Origin of the sequence: Natronorubrum sulfidifaciens JCM 14089 (assembly GCF_000337735.1) — an archaeon.
In the GTDB taxonomy this organism is placed as follows: domain Archaea; phylum Halobacteriota; class Halobacteria; order Halobacteriales; family Natrialbaceae; genus Natronorubrum; species Natronorubrum sulfidifaciens.
On sequence record NZ_AOHX01000025.1, the window covers coordinates 331,394 to 348,051 of the forward strand.

14 protein-coding genes are annotated in these 16,658 nt (G+C 63.4%); 4 read left to right on the forward strand and 10 right to left on the reverse strand.

All coding sequences use genetic code 11. From position 1 onward, the window contains the following. Positions 1 to 120: 120 nt before the first annotated feature. Together C495_RS02915 and C495_RS02920 are read right to left on the reverse strand one after the other, a co-directional pair. Positions 121 to 1,920 (reverse strand): HEAT repeat domain-containing protein, encoded by a 1,800-nt coding sequence (locus tag C495_RS02915; RefSeq protein ID WP_008159840.1) that lies wholly within the window; start codon positions 1,918 to 1,920, stop codon positions 121 to 123. 13 nt (positions 1,921 to 1,933) lie between these two features. Next, the gene (locus C495_RS02920) at positions 1,934 to 2,290 is read right to left on the reverse strand and encodes a hypothetical protein (RefSeq protein ID WP_006064580.1); all 357 of its coding nucleotides are present in this window, start codon (positions 2,288 to 2,290) and stop codon (positions 1,934 to 1,936) included. Between the two features lie 253 nt (positions 2,291 to 2,543). Here C495_RS02920 and C495_RS02925 point away from each other — a divergent pair, with 253 nt between their 5' ends. Next, entirely contained in the window at positions 2,544 to 3,239 is a 696-nt protein-coding gene (locus C495_RS02925) for a class I SAM-dependent methyltransferase (RefSeq protein ID WP_008159841.1), read from the forward strand. Positions 3,240 to 3,243: 4 nt separating this feature from the next. Here the strand turns inward: C495_RS02925 and C495_RS02930 are convergent, their stop codons facing one another. After that, positions 3,244 to 3,891, reverse strand: a complete 648-nt coding sequence (locus C495_RS02930) for a helix-turn-helix domain-containing protein (RefSeq protein ID WP_008159842.1) — start codon at positions 3,889 to 3,891, stop codon at positions 3,244 to 3,246. An 83-nt stretch (positions 3,892 to 3,974) separates the two neighbouring features. On the opposite strand from C495_RS02930, the gene C495_RS02935 reads away from it, so the two are divergent. Then, on the forward strand, positions 3,975 to 4,946 hold the full coding sequence (locus tag C495_RS02935; RefSeq protein ID WP_049890109.1) for a DUF6176 family protein: 972 nt from the start codon (positions 3,975 to 3,977) through the stop codon (positions 4,944 to 4,946). A gap of 24 nt (positions 4,947 to 4,970) precedes the next feature. Here the strand turns inward: C495_RS02935 and C495_RS02940 are convergent, their stop codons facing one another. From C495_RS02940 to C495_RS02960, 5 genes are all read right to left on the reverse strand, one after another. After that, the gene (locus tag C495_RS02940) at positions 4,971 to 7,865 is read right to left on the reverse strand and encodes a DUF1508 domain-containing protein (protein WP_049890110.1); all 2,895 of its coding nucleotides are present in this window, start codon (positions 7,863 to 7,865) and stop codon (positions 4,971 to 4,973) included. Between the two features lie 317 nt (positions 7,866 to 8,182). Further along, positions 8,183 to 9,016, reverse strand: a complete 834-nt coding sequence (locus C495_RS02945; RefSeq protein WP_008159847.1) for a pantoate kinase — start codon at positions 9,014 to 9,016, stop codon at positions 8,183 to 8,185. 61 nt (positions 9,017 to 9,077) lie between these two features. Beyond that, entirely contained in the window at positions 9,078 to 9,863 is a 786-nt protein-coding gene (locus tag C495_RS02950; protein ID WP_008159849.1) for a hypothetical protein, read from the reverse strand. Between the two features lie 398 nt (positions 9,864 to 10,261). Then, a complete protein-coding gene (aspS, locus tag C495_RS02955) occupies positions 10,262 to 11,566 on the reverse strand; it encodes an aspartate--tRNA(Asn) ligase (protein ID WP_008159851.1) in 1,305 nt (434 codons plus the stop codon). Positions 11,567 to 11,713: 147 nt separating this feature from the next. Continuing rightward, a complete protein-coding gene (locus C495_RS02960) occupies positions 11,714 to 13,060 on the reverse strand; it encodes a cytochrome P450 (protein WP_008159854.1) in 1,347 nt (448 codons plus the stop codon). A gap of 154 nt (positions 13,061 to 13,214) precedes the next feature. Here C495_RS02960 and C495_RS02965 point away from each other — a divergent pair, with 154 nt between their 5' ends. Then, positions 13,215 to 13,895, forward strand: coding sequence for a helix-turn-helix domain-containing protein (locus tag C495_RS02965; RefSeq protein ID WP_008159856.1), 681 nt, complete (start codon positions 13,215 to 13,217; stop codon positions 13,893 to 13,895). Between the two features lie 109 nt (positions 13,896 to 14,004). Beyond that, entirely contained in the window at positions 14,005 to 14,769 is a 765-nt protein-coding gene (locus tag C495_RS02970; protein ID WP_008159858.1) for an SIR2 family NAD-dependent protein deacylase, read from the forward strand. Positions 14,770 to 14,823: 54 nt separating this feature from the next. Here C495_RS02970 and C495_RS02975 read toward each other — a convergent pair whose 3' ends face one another. Then, positions 14,824 to 15,531, reverse strand: coding sequence for a phosphoglycerol geranylgeranyltransferase (locus C495_RS02975; RefSeq protein ID WP_008159860.1), 708 nt, complete (start codon positions 15,529 to 15,531; stop codon positions 14,824 to 14,826). A gap of 120 nt (positions 15,532 to 15,651) precedes the next feature. Beyond that, the gene (locus tag C495_RS02980; protein ID WP_006064592.1) at positions 15,652 to 16,581 is read right to left on the reverse strand and encodes a branched-chain amino acid transaminase; all 930 of its coding nucleotides are present in this window, start codon (positions 16,579 to 16,581) and stop codon (positions 15,652 to 15,654) included. Positions 16,582 to 16,658 lie beyond the last annotated feature (77 nt).

Here is a 16,658-nt window from a genome sequence, read left to right on the forward strand (position 1 = left end):
TTGACATCCGATGAGCCAACCGCTTTGGTTGCCCGTTTGGCTCCCTCGCGATCCTGAATCAGGATGGTCGGTGGTGCGAACGTTGGTTCGAGTTGCTCTGACCCGACTCTTTTCTGCCATCTATTCCCCGTTCGTCCCACCGACTGTCTCGAGGATTGTTTGTGCGTTCTCTCGAGTCCGCCCGTCGAACTCGTCGAGTCGGCGCTCGATCGGCACGCGTGCCGGTTCCAGCAGATCGTGATGGGTCTCGAGTTTCACGATCCCGTAGAGTACGTCCACCGCGTTGGCGGCGGTCGTCACGTCTCCGTCGAGCACGTGCTTGACCAGTACATCGATCGCGGGCTCGATCGCCGCCGGGTCTTCCTGGCCGAGAGAATACGTAGTCGTCCACGAGATCGAGACGTCGGGTTCGGTGAGCCGGCTGCATAGCTCGTGGAATACGGACGCCGCTGCAGCCGGATCCCGCTGTGCGATGGCCACGAATGGCTTTCGAACGCCCCTTCGTCCATCCGTTTCGACTGCCGCATGTAGGTGTTCCACCCAGTCGGGGAACGCGTCTGGTCTCCCGTCGTAGAGTGACCCGAGCACCGCGGCGACGTGTTGGCGTATGAGCCTGTTCGTCTGCGGTGCCATGAACTGATCGACGAGCAGATCGACAGCAGGGGCAACGGCATCGAAATCGACGGTCCCGATGTGCTCGATGACGCTCAGTGGCCATCTGCCCTGTCGATCATCGAGGGACTCTACGAACGTCCGGGCGTGTGGGAGGAAGGCGTCAGGATGGTGTTTGGCCGTCTTGGCGACCGCTTTCTTGATTTGGATCTGGTTCGGTCGATCCGTCGTCCACCCGTACTCGACGAGGGCATCGGCGTATGTTGCGAGGAGATCGGGACAGGATCGTTCGAGACCGCTGACCGCTCGGGCCGCTTGGCGCTGGAGCCCCCAGTGCTTGGAGTTGAGGCCGTCGATCAGTCGTTCGACGACGAGTTCGGTGAGCTCATCGTCGACGTAGTCCGGCCAGCACTGAAGCCCCTCGTCCACGACTTCGTGCTCGGTCTCCGAAAGGACAGCCGCCGCGTTGGACCGAACCCGGTTGTCCGCGTCTGCAAGGTGGGCAGTAGCTGCCTCGACGATTCGTTCCACGTCGACCGGCTGCTGGTGCTCATTTCGTTCGAGCTGCGTGAACGATCGGTGGCCAAGCGCAGTGAGTGCGTTCGCCCGCGTCCGCGGGTTCTCATCGTCGGTCAGGGCGAACAGCGGCCCCACTGCGTCGTTCCCACCGACGTAGTGCTCCCAGGTGACGGCGAAGAAGCGACTCCCATACTCGCGTGCCGCTGGATCGTCGGCTTCGAGAGCGGCCGTGACCGCGGGCTCGACCGGCTCGACGGCGTTGTCGTGCGTCTTTGCGATCCACGAGAGAAACCGAAGGGGAGCGACGTCCAGTGACGACTGCTCGTCGGTGCTGTCTCGTTGTTTTGTAATCCGCGAGAGAAACGGAATGGCAGCGACGCCCGACGGTGACCGTTCGATGTCCGAGCGAACCGCTTCGATCGCGAGTACCACCGAATCCCGATGGTCGATTACAGTCGTCAGGACGCCGGCGATGTACGGGCGGGTCGTCGGATCGTCAAGCGACGTGACCAACGTCGGACCTCGAAGACACAACGGCGTCGGCACGAACTGCGAGACCTCATAGAGGATTTCGGCGGCGTCTCGACGCTGCGTTTCGTCCTCACACTTCAACTCCGCGACCACGTCGTCGAGCGCATCGGTGAACTCCCGAGCGAACTCGTCATCCACGTAATCGGGACTGGCGTCCTCAACGTCTGGGACACTGATCTCTTCGAGGATTGCCGCTGCCTGCGTTCGATCGTCTGCGTCGGCGAATCGACCGACGAACGAGACCAGCGGATCCGTCATCGTCTTGCCCACGTCATTGGTGCTCCGCTAGCAAGCCATATTCGCGCTGGAAATAGGAGGTAACGTCTCGACCGACGAACCCCTCCGCACCGGACATGGCGTCCACCGGAACGAATCTCCCATCGATCCGCTCGTACAGCCGACCGTCGCCTGCCATCGCAGTATCGTTCGCCCACACGACGAGCGCCCGCCGGGCTTCGACGCCGAGGTCGGTTAGCCGTTCGGCGTCGATTTCCGCTTGGGCCTTCCAGACCAGAGCGTCAGGCCATCGGACTGTGTCTGGATCCTCGAGTGCTTCACGGAGCTGCTCCTCTACCGTTGTCACGGATCGGTCGCCCGGGTCGAACGTGACGCGAATCCACGAACTCATTGGATAGATGAACAGAATGAATACTGTTAATTTTTCGGTTGTGGACCTCATGACTACCGACACTTGTTTCGGTTGAATTTCGATGAATATAACGTGCCGTAAGCAACTATAGTTATCGAACTGCCCGAGTCAGTTTCAGGCGTAGATGTGGATGAAAAAATCGCGATACTACCTACTGCTATCCTCGAGGAGTATATAAATTCACGATACAGTTCGTGATGAGGTACTCGCCGCTCTCGAGCCAACTGCAACTATGGCCACCGACAATCGCGACCGTGAACACGCGCCAGCGAGCGACGCACTCGAGGGCGACAGCCAGTATGCTGCCCACCTCGAGCGCAGCCGAACCGTCTGGGACCGCTGGAGCGATTACTACACGATGAGCGAGACCGACCTCGAGCCGATGCGCGAGGCAGCGATCGACAGACTCGAGTTGCAACCGGGTGATCGTGTCCTCGAGATCGGCTGTGGCCCGGGCGTCAACTTCGAGCGGGTTCGCGGCGAGATCGGCGAGCATGGCGAACTCGTTGCGGTCGACTACAGCCCGGACATGGTTGCAAAGGCACGAGAGCGAATCGATAATCACGGCTGGGAGAACGTCGAGGTTCGCCGTGCCGACGCGACGACGGCCGAGTTCGACGAGCCGTTCGACGCAGCGATCGCGACGCTTTCGCTGTCCGTCATGCCCGACATTCGCCGTGCAGCCGAAACCGTCTCCCAGTCGCTGGTTCCCGACGCGACGTTCGTCGTCGTCGATGTTCGACCGATTCCCGACGGCCCCGCTCGTGTCCTGAACCCGCTGCTGTGGCGGTTCCTTCGCTGGTATGCGAACTGGAACCCCGACGACGACGTCGTGGCTGCGCTCGAAACCGTCTTCGACACCCACGAACTCGTCGACACTTCGCTGGCCGGGACTCTCTACACTGTCGTCTGCGAGAAGGGGAGGTAGTAGCCTACGGGTCACGCTCGAGCACGCGTTCGACCGCGTTCGCTTCGCCGCGCCGGATGAGTGCCGACGCCGTCGAGACGGCACACTCGAGTTCGTCGGCGACGGCCTCGATGCCACCCTCGCGCGGCACCTCGTAGAAGCCGACGTCCCAGGCGGCCTGCAGTGCGGTCAGCTGCCGATCGGAAACCGCCGTTCCGGTGGTCGTAATCTCTTGGCTGACCCAACGCACGTCGACTTGCAGCCCATCGGGAATCTCCGCCATGACGGCGGTGAGCGACGACGGATGCCCGACGAGTGTCAGTCGAACCGTTCGGTCGGATCTGATCTCGATCGGCGGGACGACCACGACGGTGTCCTGTGCGAGCGCGCCCAACAGCGACAGCCCGTCCGACCCGAGAGCCCGACGAAGGTAGAGAAAGAACCCGTTGTCCGATGGCGTTATCTCGTACTCGAGAACCGCCTCGAGGTCGTCCAATAGCGACTCGTAGACGTCGGGATCGCCGTAGACAAAGGACGTGATCGTTTCGACGCCATCGACGGCTTGCCCGCCGACAATCACCTCCCGTTCGAGCGCCGACGAGTCACAGATCCCCTCGTGGAGCGGCGGGAGTGCAGCGGTCGTGTATCGAAGCTCGATCCGCATCGATTTCATGACTCGAGAATCCGAGGCAATGAACTTAAATTCCCGATAGCTATCGGGAGTATCCCGACGGCGCTCCCGAGACGAGTCTCCGCATGAACAGCCAACGACTTCGGCGGGTATGCTGGGGTGGCTTCCTTCTCGGTGTGGGCCTCGCTGGTGTGTACGCTCGATATCGGTCTCGAGCCGACCGATCGCCTGACGAGGGGATGATCATCACGGAACGTCACGCGACCGCCGTTCTCGTCAGCCGACGGATCGAGCCCGGTCACGTCGAGACGATCGAAAACGAGATTTCGCGGACGTGTCTCGGGTCCGATCCGAACCGCGTGCTTGGACTCGAGGGGGCGAGTACGGCGTCACTTTTCATCGACCGGAGCGACGCTGCCCCCGAACTCGTCTGGTACGTCGAACTTCCACGTGCGGTCGTCGACGAGTGGGACGATCCACAGTCGAGAGTCGCGGCTGCGTTTCCCATCGATCACGACGCGCTCGAGCCAGTCGATGCCCCGGGCGAACGGACGTTGCTCGTCCACGCCGTCCATCCACAACGACCGCGCACGATCGACCCCGGTCAGAGCGGGGTCGACCGCTCTCTCGAGGAGGCAGGTGTCTCCACCCAGCCAGCCGTCGATGTCGAACTGGTTCGGATGCGCCTCAAGCCCGGGCTTGCTGAACGGCTTGCAGACTGGTTCGAGCGCCTGACCCAGCAGGTAATCTCCGGTGAGCGAACGCTCGACCGACTCGACTCATGGAGCGCCGAGATGCTCGAGCAAGAGCGGATGTACACGGAGTCGATCGTTCTCGACCGGCACAACGGCTACACGCTGTACCAGTACATGGAAGCCGACGAGATGCAGCAGGTGTACGACGCCTACTACGATACCTGGAATCCGGTCGCCCGGGGGGCCGAACGCCTGATGGGTCGACTGCTCGAGAATCCAGAATGCATCCTCGAGTACCCGCTCAAAACTGATTTCGAACTGCTGGCACACGCAATCGACCCAGACCGTCCCCGTCGAGTCGCCGACTGTCTCGAGACGGCAACACGGACGAAAAATCGGTGAACGGCCCGGACTCGAGGTCGAGCCTTATTCCGTGAACGTGATCCAGCCGTCGGGAGCCTGGGATTTCACGTCGTTCATCGCCTCGCGGGCCTCGATGCGGCTCTCGTAGGTTTGGGTGCTCTCGGCCATCGTCGACCCGTACTCATCAACCAGTCGCCACACCCAGCCGTCCTCCGCGGTGTGGAGTTCGAAGGAGACGCTGTCGATCTCGAGGATGCTCGCGTCCTCGATGAGCGTGCGCACGTCCTCGAGGGCAGCGCGTGCGGCCTCGCTCGAGGTGTGGGTTTCAGTGCCAGTGGCGACCGTCTGCCCGTCTTCGTCGATGAGCCGCCAGCGCCAGCGGTCGTCGTCGTCCGCGATCAGTTCGAACGAGGCGACGTCGAAGTCGACCCGGCCGGCCATCGGTGCGAGCTGACGGACGTCTTCGATGGCTGATCGAACGGCGTCTTTCGTCGGGACGGCGTCGGTCGCGCTCGCGATCACCTCGCGGTCGCGGTCGACGAGTTCCCACGTCCAGCCGTCCGTGGCGTCCAGCCGGATCGCCGCGTCCTCGATCGCGAATATCGGCGCGTCTGCGGCGTGTGCTTGGAGCGTCTTGGCGGCGTTCATCGCAGCATCGCGGTCGCCATAAGAGACGGTCGAGTCGGCGATCTCCTCGCGGTCGCGATCGAGCAGTCGCCAGTGCCAGTCGCCGCTTTCGTACAGCTGCACAGTGACGTCGCCGATGGGATGGCTGGACGCATCGGCAGCCGAGTCGCGAACGTCACTGATGTTCTCGACGAGTTCGTCTCGAGTCGGATGTGCCGTCGCGTCGTCCGCGACGACGTCGCCCGACGGGAGCACGAACCGCCAGTGCCAGTCGTCGTCGGCGTACGTTTGGAACATCGCTCGATCCATCGTCCGCACGTCGGCATCGAGGTGCTCGAGCAGCCGGTTCATCGCCTGTCGTGCGGCCCCGCGAGTCGGATACGTCTCGGGACCTTCGGCGACGAGTTGGCCGCCCTCGTCGATGAGCCGCCAGCCCCAGCCGCCGTCTTCGTCGACGAACAGTTCGAACGCTGCGGTCTCAATCTCGAGCAACTCGGCCTCGGGGGCCTGCTTTTTGAGCGTCAGCATCGTCTCGGCGGCTTCCCCGCGGGAGGTGTGTTCGTCGCCGCTGTCGGCCAAGACGTTGCCGTCCTCGTCGATGAGTCGCCAGCGCCACTCGCCAGAGTCGGCCTCGTAGACCTGAAACGCCGCGTGCTCGAACTCGATCAGGTCGGCCTCGCTGGCCTGTTCACGGACCCGCTGGATCGCCTCCGTCGCCGTGTCGGCGTCGGGATGGGGCTCCGTGCTCGCGGCGACCACCTCGCGGTCGTCGGTGACGAGCCGCCAGTGCCAGTCGGGGGTGGGTTCGCCGTCGTACTCGAGTGTAGTGCCACCGTCCGGCGTCACCACGGAGTCGTCGGCTGCCACCGGGAGGTCGTCGTTCGGCTCGGTGGCGGCCGTCGTGGTGTGCTCGTCAGGGTAGACCTCGTACGCCGCATCCTCGATTTCGACCACGTCCGCCTCGAGGGCGTGCTCGCGGAACTGGCCGGCACTGCGCTCGATGTCCCCACGGTCCGTCGTCTCCCGTGGGCTTTGAGCGACGAGTTGCTCGGTTTCGTCGACGAGCCGCCAGCGCCACTGTTCGCCCGACTGGTACAACTCGTAAGCCGGCTCGCCGGCGACGGTCATCGACGCCGACTCGAACGCGGGGAGCAACGCCTCGGCAGCGGCCTCAGCATCGCGGCGGCTCTCAAACGTGTCCGAGCAGGCGGCGACGACATCGTCACGGTCGTCGACGAGTCGCCACGTCCAGCCTGCGGGTTGCTCGAGGAGTTCGACCCCGACGTGCTCGACGTCGATCAGACGGGCGCGTCCGAACCGATCGGCGAACGTCTGTGCGGCGTCCTCCGCCAACGACTGCGTTTCGTGGCCCGTCTCGCTTCCGGCCAGCGGCGTTCGGTCGTCGTCGACCAGTTGCCAGTGCCACAGGTCCCGTCGCTCAGCGTAGGTGAACGCGGCACCGTCGATCTCGATGACGTCCGCGCCGGGGCCACGGTCTTTCAGGAAGCTCACCGACGTTTCGGCCTCGTCGCGCTCGGTGAACTCGCCGGTGCTGGCACCGACGACACTGCCGTCATCACGGGCAAGTGTCCACTGCCACGTGCCGTCACGGTCCTCGTAGAGCCGGAACGCGGAGGTCGTCAACTCCATCAGCCCGGCGGAGCTGATCTGGGATTGGACGCGTTCGATGCTCTGGGTCGCGTCGGGTCGCGTGACAGCGCTCTCGTTGCTCGCCGCGAGCGCTTCCAGATGCAGGACGTGCCATTTCCAGTCGCCGTTTTCGTCGCGGAAGACGGCGAACTGGGCTCCTTCCATGGCGCCGCCAGTCAGAATTTCCGGATCGTCAGTTGCCCCCTCTTCGTCGACGAACATCCCTCTTCGACCCGTCAAAATGGGGACGAGAGCCGTAACACCGGCGATGAGTCCCACGCCGAGCGTATAGACGGTAATGACCTGCACGCTGTAGTCGACGCCGAGTTCCCGCCAATTGTACGGATACGCCCAGCCGAAAAAGACGACGCCGGAGAGCGCAATGACCAGCCCCAGCACGCTCGCATAAATCCCGATCCTGCGCACCGGGAGCATCAACACGATCCCGAACAGACAGAGCGCGAGTCCCGCCGCCGCTGTCACCCCTGAACCCCTGATGAGCGTATAGGAGTCCGCACTCCCCGCGTAGCCGACGACGAACACGGCCACTCCTGTCGCGCCAAGGATGTAGCCGACGATGAATACCCAGTAGCCGTAGACGTCCGTGCTCGAGTCGGGTTCGCCGACGTAGTGTTCGTACAGTCGGTACAACTTATGATGAATTTCGCTTAATGAGGACATTTGGTAACTTGACTCGATAACTGAAATACACCATAATAAAGCTCCGTCCATGGTACAAATTCTAGATATATTCGTTAAACTATGGGCGATTAGTAGCGAAGACTACTCGAGCGACGACAGCCAGTTATTCCCTAACGTGGTACGAGAAACGGCGCTCGAGACGGGGCAGCGCCGCTGTCCGGACGATCGACCGATCGCGCCGAGCGGTACGGACAGTCGAAAGTCGAGTCGGCGATGACGAGATGATGTCTCACGACGCAGTCCGGCGATTCGGAACCAAACCGATCGGATACTCGAGGAAAGTCGAGGAATGTAATTTACTTCAACATCGCACCCGCGGGATGGGTCGCACAGACGGTCGGCTCGTAGCCGGCATCGGACAGCCCCGTGCCGAGGGCGAAGACGGTCTCGCCAAGCATCGCCATCGAGGCCTGCCCGCCGGCCTCCGTGACGTCGTTGACCGTCTCTGCGACCTGTTCGGTCAACAGCCCCGCCTCGCGAGCGAACAACCGCGAGGCGTACATGAACGATAGCAGTGTCGGCTCAGAGACGACGCGTGACAGCGCCTGTTTCCCGGCCGCCGACAACTGGTCGGTCTCCCCCGAGAGGACGTCCGCCGTCGACAGTTCACCGAACGAAACGTACTCCACGCGCGCTCGCTCGGGGATCGCATCGAGTTTGTTCTCCTGTGGCCCACCGGGCTCGAGTCGGATCGGAACGCCGCCGTGTGCCTGTGCGACGACGTCGCCCAGTCCGGTTCCGGCCTGTACTTCGGCCCCGTGGGCGATCGTGACGAGTTCGTTTCGCGAGAGCTTTCGCTCGAACACGCGGTTGGCTGCGAGCGCGGTGCCAAGCGCCATCGCCCCCGAGACGCCGAAGCCGGACCCGAGCGGGATCTCGGATTTGGCCTCGACGCGGGCTGGCGTCTCGAGCGTCTCGAGGACGGTCCTGACGGGATCGATCTCGAGTTCCTCGCCGTCGAGGACGATCGTTGACTCGCCCTCGGGTGCGGGTGTGACCGTTACGTCGACGCCGTCGGTGAGCGTCAGCCCCGCACCGCGAGAGCCCGCTTCCGTCGGATCCTCGGCTGGGTGGGCGCTGAAAAAGCCCGTGATATGCCCCGGTACGAACGCGGTCGCCTCCTCACGCATTGGGGACCCTTACGACCGGGGCGATATAACAGTGAAGATTCGCCACAGTTTCGACCGACCGTCACCGATACGATCCCTGCTCCGTCTCGAGGCCGCCGGAGACAGCGATCCAGTCCGCCTGCGGGCCGGTGAGTTCGACGGCGAGTTCGTCCGTGTACCAGTTGCTGCTCCAGCCGCCGACCCACCACGAGTTCTCGCCGCGGTTGGTAACGCGGATCGAAACCTCGGTGGACGGATCGGCGTCGTACTCGGCGGAGAGGACGCTCGTATACTCGAGACAGCGATCCGTTCCGTCGAGACACGTCGTCTCGCTCGCGTCAGCGCGTGGCTCGAGCACCGGCTCGGTACCGACCGGGTCACGTGTCTCGATGGGGTCGTCGCTCTCGATCCGGAGCTGCAGTTCGTACTGGTCGCGGTCACGGACGAACATGTCGGGGTCGTCCGGGTCGTACTCCGCGGCCGTGATCCGTTCTGTTCGACCCAACTCGCCATCCTCGACGAATCGGTAGTACTCGGGCTTGACGACGAACTCAGCAGCCGTGATCTCGAGCATCGGGCCGCGGTCAGTGTCGACGAGCCGACTCGAGAACGCCTCGGGCCGGGCGTAGTAGTCGCCGTCCTCGAGCGCGCCCGCGACAGATACCTCGCCGTCGGCGACCGGCACCGGGACGAGCACCGTCGCGTTTGTCAACGTCCCGTTCGTCGACACTTCGACGTCGTAGCTGTACTCGCTCGTATAGCTGTCCTCGGCGAGCGAGTCGGAGAGGAGGGCGAGCCCACCGACCACGAGCGCAGCGACAACGACCAATCCCACGAGTCCGATGCCGATCGTGCGTTTGTCTCTCATCGTGTTCCTCGAGCGGACGATCCTCGCAAGCCGAGACACCGACCACTAACGGTCGATACGAGCGGGGGACTGGTAGCGGTATCGGACCGTTCCCCAATCGTGAAAATACGTCGTTGCTGACTGACTCGAGTCGTCACCCAGCAACCTCGCCTACCGTGAGAGTCGCTGTCAGTCCGGCGAGACTTCGCTTCGCTCGTCTCGCTGGCTCCCAGGTTTGCCGCCTACGGCGACAAACGCTGGCGATCTCGCGGGAACACCGTTGGACTCGCGTTGCTCGTCCAACGAGCTCCCGCTCGGCGAACAGCGACCTCGTCTACGGCGAGAGTCGCTGTCGATCTCGTGGGAACACGGTCGGAGCAAAGCACCTCTCTGTTCCCGATCGACGGTTGCGCCGTCGCCTACGGCGACAGGCGCTGTCGGTCTCTCGGGAACAACACAGCCTCTCGGATGTTGTCCAGTCCGAGGATCGTCATGATCAGGCGCTCGCCACCGAGGCCGAAGCCGGCGTGAGGCGGCATGCCGTATTTAAACATCTTCGTGTAGTATTCGAACTGCTCGGGGTCGAGCCCTTGCTGTTCGAAGCCTTCGATGAGCTTCTCGTGGCGGTGTTCGCGCTGGCCGCCGGAGACGAGTTCCATCCGCGGGTGCATCAGGTCGAAGCCCGTCGAGAGCTGGTCGTCGTCGTCGTGGTCTTTGATGTAGAACGGCTTGATCTCGCTTGGCCAGTCGGTGATGAAGTAGTGGCCGCCGACGTCGTCGCCGAGTGCCTTCTCGCCCTCGGTCGGCAGGTCGTCGCCCCAGACAAGCTGTTCGTCGAGTTCGCCCGTCGCGTTGATGCGCTCGATGGCGTCCTCGTAGCTGATGCGTGGGAACGCCTCGTCAGGAACCTCGAACTCGTCTTCGAGGCCGAGCGCCTCGAGTTCGTCGGCGCAGTTCTCGGAGACGGCTTCGTAGGCGGCTTTGACGACGCCTTCGACGACGTCCATCGCGTCGTTCTGGTCACAGAACGCGCCCTCGAAGTCGATCGAAGTCGCCTCGTTGAGGTGTCGCGGCGTGTTGTGCTCTTCAGCGCGGAAGATCGGGCCGATCTCGAAAACGCGCTCGACGTTCGAGCCGGCGATCAGCTGCTTGAACAGCTGTGGCGACTGGTTCATAAAGGCCTCTTCGCCGAAGTAGGTGATCGGGAAGAGTTCGGTGCCGCCTTCGGTCCCCGTGGCGACGATCTTCGGCGTCGTGATCTCCGTACACTCGAACTCGCGGAATCGCTCGCGGACAGCGCGCAGGATCTCCGAGCGAATCTCGAAGACTGCCTGCACGTCGTCTTTTCGGAGGTCGAGCGTGCGGTTGTCGAGTCGCGTCGAGAGGTCGGCGTCGACCTTCCCCGAGGGGTCAAGCGGCAGTTCAGGGTCGGCCGGCGCGACGACCTCGACGCTTTCGGGCGTGATCTCGACGCCCGTTGGTGCGCGTGGCTCCTCTTCGACGGCACCCGAAACCGAGACGACGCTCTCTCGAGAGACGCCGAGGCCGGTGTCGACGAGTTCGTCGTCCATCTCGTCTTTCTCGAACTTGATCTGGATCTTGCCCGTGCTGTCTCGGAGGATCAAGAAGGCAATGCCGCCGAGGTCGCGGATTTCGTGCACCCAGCCAGCGACGGTTACGTCGTCGCCCGGCTCAGCGTCGGCAGTATGGATTCTGTCCTGCATACCACCCGATTCCCGTCGCCGGAACTTAAGCGCAATCGTTCTGTGCCGGCCGAGTGCGCTCGAGACGGATTACTGACGCGATACGAGAGGGACTCGAGGGAGCGGCCGGCCGATGAACGGGCTGTGGACCGTGACCAACAAGCGATTTCAGCGCTTGTGGGCGGTCATCGGAATCTCGTGTTTCGGGCGCGCGGTGATCGTCGCCATCAGATCGAGGTCCGTTCCGGGGACGAGTTCGAGGTGATACTGCTGATAGATCGTCGCGAGCATGAGCCGTGCCTCGAGCATCGCAAACCGGTCGCCGATACATCGGCGCGGCCCCGCCGCGAACGGGAAGTAGGCGAGTTTCGGGAGATCGGACTCCATCTCGTCGGTCCAGCGCGCGGGCCGGAACGCGAGCGGGTCGTCGTACCAGCGCGGGTCGCGGTGGACCACCCACTGGTGCATCCGAACCGTCGATCCCGGCTGAATCTCGTAGCCGTCGATGATGTCCGGCTTGACCGGTTCGCGGACGATTCCCGGCACCGGCGGATAGAGGCGCATCGACTCTTTGACGACCTGTTCCGTATATGTGAGTTCAGAGAGATCCGCCATCGTCGGCGTCTCACCGTCGAGTACCTCGTCGAGTTCCTCGACGAGTCGCTGCTCGGCGGCGGGGTTCGTCGCGAGGAGATACGCCGTAAACGTCAGCGAGAGCGCCGTCGTCTCGTGGCCGGCGAGCAACAGCGTCACGACCTCGTCTCTGATCTGTTCGTCCGAGAGCGTGGCCCCTTCCTCGTCGCTCATCTCGAGGAGTTTCGAGATGACGCCCTGCTCTGTGGGGTTCGCCCGCCGCTCTTCGATCAATCGGTAGACGACGGCGTCGAGCTCCTCGCGTGCGCGCTGGATTCGGCGTCGGGACGGCGTCGGAACCGTCGGCGGGAGGACCAGATGCGAGAGGCTCTCACTCGCCAGCATGAACTCCTCGAGCGCGTCGCCGACGGTGTCGACGTAGTCGTCGATGTCGACGCCGAACAGCGCCCGGGCAACGATTTTCAGTGTAATCTCCATCATGTCCTCGTGGAACAGCCGGGTCTGACCGTCGTCCCACTCCTCGAGCCCCGCCTCGGTGAACTCGGTCATCATCGAGGCGTACTCCTGGATTCGGTTGGGGTGGAACGCGGGCTGGATGAGGTGGCGATTGCGCCGCCAGACTGCGCCTTCGCTGTTCAGGATGCCGTTGCCCGTGACCGGTCCGAGAATGGTCTGGAACCGCTCGCCTTTGACGTAGTTCTGGTTGTTCTGGACGAGTACCTGCTCGATGTAGTCAGGGTGGTTGAGCTGGTAGACAGGACCACCCGGCTCCTCCCAGTGGGCGATATCGCCGTACTCCTGGGCTGTCGTCGTCATGAAATCGTACGGATCGCGGAGGAAGGCGAGTTGGTTGCCGACGATCGGCAGTCCACTGGGACCGGGCGGCTGCTCGTCGCGGATTTCGGGGGTGTCGCTGCTCATTGACACTCGTTTGGAGGGGCGCGAGCCACCTATCTCTACGGCCGAGCATCCTCGGCACGCTTAATTATAACCCGCCCCGGTCTCCCGACATGCACGCATACTCGAGCGAACGGGTACGAACCCCACCGATGCACGCGCGACTCGAGGGATCGAGATGAGAGCCGCGACGGTGACGCTCTCGTGGAACCACAGCCACGAGAACCCGATCCCCGACGTCTTCGGTGTCGATGACGCGGTTTCCCTCGAGTCGATCCGCTACGTCAATCCCATTCACGACGGCCGGTACGTCGAACTCCTCGACCTGCGTGGCGACCTCGAGCGGGCGCGGACGCTGCTCGAGGACGCGCCCGAGGCGATCGAATACGACCTCGTCGGCGATGATGACCGGGGCGTCGCCTACGTCCAGTGGCGCACCGTCGGCCTCGTCGGCGACCTCCTCTCGATCCTCGACGAGCGCGAAATCGTCATCGACTGGCCGATCACGGCCGTCGAAACCGAGACCGACCGCGGGCTCGAGTTGACAGTGGTCGGGACGAACTGGGCGATCGAACAGGCGGCCACGGATCTGCCCGACGGCGTCAGCCTCGAACTCCATCGACTCGGCAGCTACCGTCCGCAGGCAGATCGGCAGTTTGCGACGCTCACCGAGCGCCAGCGAGCAGTCTTCGAACTGGCGCTTGCGGAGGGCTACTACGAGGTGCCACGGGAGACGACACAGCGCGACCTCGCCGACCAACTCGACTGCGCGACGGGAACCGTCGCCGAACACCTCCAGCGCATCGAATCGGCGTTCGCGAGCGCCTACGCCGCGTCGATCCAGTCTCAGGATCGCTGACCCGAACGAGACGGCTCGACTCGAGCCAATCACTGACGCCGATCAGCTGTCCACCCCTGTGCTGGCTGGCACCAGACTCGTTTTTATCCGCCACCGATAAGCGACTGGTATGGACGACCTTGAGCGACTCGCCGCCGACATCCGGCGTGCAGACACTGTGGTTGCGTTCACCGGCGCAGGCATCTCTGCACCCTCCGGCGTCCCAACCTTCCGCGGCGACGACGGCGTCTGGGAGCACTTCGATGAGGGCCAGTTCACCTACGGGCGCTTTCAGCGCGATCCAGCGGGGTTCTGGACGGATCGCCTCGAGTTGCAGCGAGTGATGTTCGACGGTGAGTTCGAACCCAACCCAGCCCACGAGGCGCTGGCTGCGATGGGGGCGGACGGACACCTCAAGGCGATTTTGACGCAGAACACGGACGGCTTGCACGTCGACGCCGCCGACGCAAGCGGGACGAATGAGACGACACTGCTCGAACTCCACGGCAACGCGCGACGCGTGCGCTGTCCCGACTGCGGGCGGTGTACCGACGGCGATCCGGTTTTCGAACGCGCTGCCGACGGCGACATCCCACCGACCTGTGAGTGTGGTGGCGTCTACAAACCGGACGTCGTCCTCTTTGGCGAACAGCTTCCGGGCGCGGTCATCCAGCGTGCTCGAGCCCTCGCCCGCGAGAGCGACGTCTTCCTCGCGATCGGCTCCTCGCTGGTAGTTGAACCCGCTGCGTCGCTGCCTCGGCTCGCCGCATCCCCGGAGACGACCGTTGGGATCATCAACCTTGAGTCGACGCCGGTCGACTCGACGGCTGATATCGTCTACCGTGAGGACGTGACGACTGTGTTGCCACGGCTTCGTGACGTCCTCGAGGCGTGAAACAGGTCTGCTTCGAAAAGAGAGATAAACAGCTGGCGATCGCGTGTGCCCGTCTCAGGCGTCGCGTGCCGCCTCGACCGTCTCGCGGACGGCCTCGACACCTTCGTCGTGGGCGAGGTCGCCGACGACGATGACGTCCGCGTGTGTGGCCATCTTCGCGGCTGAGTCGTAGTCGTGGATGCCGCCGCCGTAGAACAGCGTCGACTCCTCGGTCGCCTTGCTTGCGGCCTGGACGATGGCTTCGTCGCCCAGCATGCCGGAGTACTCGAGGTAGACGATCTCTTGGCCGAACATCCGTTCGGCGACCTCTGCGTAGGCAGCGACGTCCTCGGCGTCGAGGTCACAGTCAGCTTCGGTGTACGTCGCGACGTCCGCCTCAGGATTCATCACGATGTACGCCTCCGTCCACGTTCGATCCCAGTCCATGTCGCCATCGAGTCGGACCCACTCTTTGTGTGCGCCCGTGATCCAGAACGGCGACCCGGCGTTGAAGACGGTCGGAATGAGATAGCCCTCGAGCGCCCGGTTATCGATGACGACCTCGGGATTCGACGGCTCCTGATAGAGCGGCACGTCGTGTTCGGCACAGGCCTCGACGACGGCTTCCATGTTTTCCTCGGTGATGCCCATGGTGCCGCCGACCTCGATCGCGTCGGTGCCGGTCGCACAGAGGTCGCCGTAGGTGACGCCCTCGGGAAGCTCCTTGTCGGGATCGATTTTGAGAATGTGGTTCCAGTCGTCCCAGGGGCAAGCGGTAGTCATACCGCTCCGTTTCCCGACAACCGGCAAAAACGCTACGAATCGGCCCCCTCTCGAGAAACGGGCTCGAGGGCCGCGCTCTCGGCCGTCGAGCGGTTCCGTCGACTGCGCTCGACCGTCAGCTTAGACGTACTCGAACCACTCGTCGTACGCGTCCGTTTTGCGCTCGACGATATCGAAGAACCGCGACTGGATGTCCTCGGTGACGGGACCACGGGAGCCGTTGCCGATGGTGACGTTGTCGACTTTCCGGATGGGGGTCACTTCGGCCGCAGAGCCGGTGAAGAACAGTTCGTCGGCCGTGTTGAGTTCGCCACGGGAGATCGAGACATCGTCGTGGACGGTGTAGCCGAGATCCTCGGCGATCTTGATCACGCTGTCGCGGGTGATGCCGTCGAGAATCGACTCCGAGAGGCCGGGCGTGTAAATCTCGTCGTCACGAACCAGGAAGATGTTCTCGCCGGGACCTTCGGCGACGTTGCCCTCCTTGTTCAACACGATCGCTTCGGCGTAGCCGTTCCGTCGGGCTTCCTCGCCAGCGAGCATGCTGTTGACGTACAGGCCCGTCGTCTTCGCGTTCGTCGGAATCTGGCTCGAGGCATGTTTGCGCCACGAGGAAATCATCACGTCGATTCCGTCCTCGAGTGCTTCTTCGCCGAGGTAGGCTCCCCACGGCCACACAGCGACGGCGGTGCGGGTCGGGCAGTCTTTCGGGCTGACGCCGAGCGAGTTGTAGCCGTAGAAGGCGATCGGTCGAATGTAACAGGAGGGGAGCTCCTGACGCTGAATGAGTGTTTTCGTCGCCTCGGTGAGTTCCTCCTTGGTGTGATCGATCTCCATCTCATAGGGCTTTGCAGACTGGAACAGCCGCTCTAAGTGTTCTTCCCAGCGGAAGATCGCCGGCCCTTCTTCGGTGTCATAACAGCGTGCACCCTCGAAGACGCCGGTGCCGTAATGAAGGCCGTGTGTGAGCACGTGGACCTGCGCCTCGTCCCAGTCGACGAACTCGCCGTCCATCCAGATCGTGTCGACATCCATCTCGTCAAATCCCATGCTCGACTGTGAGGAAACCCACTGTAGTAAGTATTCGTGATTTGCGGGACGAGACCGGTGTTTGGCACGGGCGATCG

Bases quoted from the DNA above. Each gene is read 5' to 3' on its own strand.
- C495_RS02950 (WP_008159849.1), bottom strand. From the start codon at position 9,863: ATGAGAGACAAACGCACGATCGGCATCGGACTCGTGGGATTGGTCGTT.
- C495_RS02930 (WP_008159842.1), bottom strand. From the start codon at position 3,891: ATGAAATCGATGCGGATCGAGCTTCGATACACGACCGCTGCACTCCCG.
- C495_RS02965 (WP_008159856.1), top strand. From the start codon at position 13,215: ATGAGAGCCGCGACGGTGACGCTCTCGTGGAACCACAGCCACGAGAAC.
- C495_RS02975 (WP_008159860.1), bottom strand. From the start codon at position 15,531: ATGACTACCGCTTGCCCCTGGGACGACTGGAACCACATTCTCAAAATC.
- aspS (WP_008159851.1), bottom strand. From the start codon at position 11,566: ATGCAGGACAGAATCCATACTGCCGACGCTGAGCCGGGCGACGACGTA.
- C495_RS02980 (WP_006064592.1), bottom strand. From the start codon at position 16,581: ATGGGATTTGACGAGATGGATGTCGACACGATCTGGATGGACGGCGAG.
- C495_RS02920 (WP_006064580.1), bottom strand. From the start codon at position 2,290: ATGAGTTCGTGGATTCGCGTCACGTTCGACCCGGGCGACCGATCCGTG.
- C495_RS02915 (WP_008159840.1), bottom strand. From the start codon at position 1,920: ATGACGGATCCGCTGGTCTCGTTCGTCGGTCGATTCGCCGACGCAGAC.
- C495_RS02925 (WP_008159841.1), top strand. From the start codon at position 2,544: ATGGCCACCGACAATCGCGACCGTGAACACGCGCCAGCGAGCGACGCA.
- C495_RS02935 (WP_049890109.1), top strand. From the start codon at position 3,975: ATGAACAGCCAACGACTTCGGCGGGTATGCTGGGGTGGCTTCCTTCTC.
- C495_RS02960 (WP_008159854.1), bottom strand. From the start codon at position 13,060: ATGAGCAGCGACACCCCCGAAATCCGCGACGAGCAGCCGCCCGGTCCC.
- C495_RS02970 (WP_008159858.1), top strand. From the start codon at position 14,005: ATGGACGACCTTGAGCGACTCGCCGCCGACATCCGGCGTGCAGACACT.
- C495_RS02940 (WP_049890110.1), bottom strand. From the start codon at position 7,865: ATGTCCTCATTAAGCGAAATTCATCATAAGTTGTACCGACTGTACGAA.
- C495_RS02945 (WP_008159847.1), bottom strand. From the start codon at position 9,016: ATGCGTGAGGAGGCGACCGCGTTCGTACCGGGGCATATCACGGGCTTT.